Annotated in this window: 2 protein-coding genes; both read left to right on the top strand. The window is 42.8% G+C overall.

Going from position 1 to position 876, the window contains the following annotated elements:
• Nucleotides 1–315: hypothetical protein (locus tag M72_RS17865; protein ID WP_055068690.1), on the top strand; the 315-nt coding region annotated here is incomplete at its 5' end.
• 18 nt (nt 316–333) lie between these two features.
• Nucleotides 334–876: DUF6040 family protein (locus M72_RS14195; protein WP_314733829.1), on the top strand; the 543-nt coding region annotated here is incomplete at its 3' end.

Genomic DNA, 876 nt, shown 5'->3' with positions numbered 1-876 from the left:
ATGATTGGGCAAATCGAAGAACAGCAGACCTTAATGGCAGAAATGCTTCTGGAAATGCAGAACCGGGACACCCAACTCTCTCTTATGCAGGAACAGAATCAGAAATTGCAAAAATTAAACAGCGAGTTATCCGAGCTGCTCAACATTTTGCCAAATACCGAGGAACTGCTTTCCAAGATGGAAGAACAGAAAACGAAGATAGAACTTTTGGAAAACGAAAATCAGCAATGGCAGATATTGGCACAGAAGCTGAACAGCGAAAACAGTTTATTACTGAAACAGAACACCGAATTGCTGAACTGGAACAGCAGGTAGAGAAAGGACGTGATATAGATGAACGAATCCAGAGAATTAAAGAACGCCGAACAGTTGGAAGAACTTCTGCTCTTGACCGAGGAGATACAAGAAGAGTTGGAACAGAAAGACCAGCTTATCGTGGAACTGAAGACGCAGCTCAACGAATCTCTGACCTTGAACGAGAAATTAAACAAAGAGAACAGAGCCGGGAATATTCAAGCATTAAAGAACGACTTGAAGCTGGCAGACAGAGCATTGCGGAGCGAGAAAGAGAAGCTGCGAAGCGCAAACGTCACGATAGAGGAATGTCAAGATAAAATACGATGCTTAACACAACAACGGGATTATGCCCGGACACATCAGAAAATCGTAGAGATACCGGTAGAAAAGCCGGTACTCTATAAAAAATGCGAAGCCTGTGACCGGACAGCCTATCAGAATGCAAAAGCAAGATACGAAACACAAAAAGAGCAACTTGCAGGACAATATAAAGCAAAAACGGTAATGTTCCAAACAACCTTGTTCCTTCTTGCATGGTATTCGCTGACAACCACTCTTTTTCAGGCAGTACAGTCAGAT

Origin of the sequence: Roseburia faecis, assembly GCF_001406815.1 — a bacterium.
GTDB classification, from domain to species: Bacteria; Bacillota; Clostridia; order Lachnospirales; family Lachnospiraceae; genus Roseburia; species Roseburia faecis.
The sequence above is the reverse complement of the archived record's forward strand: the minus strand, read 5'-3'. Positions and strand labels throughout refer to the sequence as shown.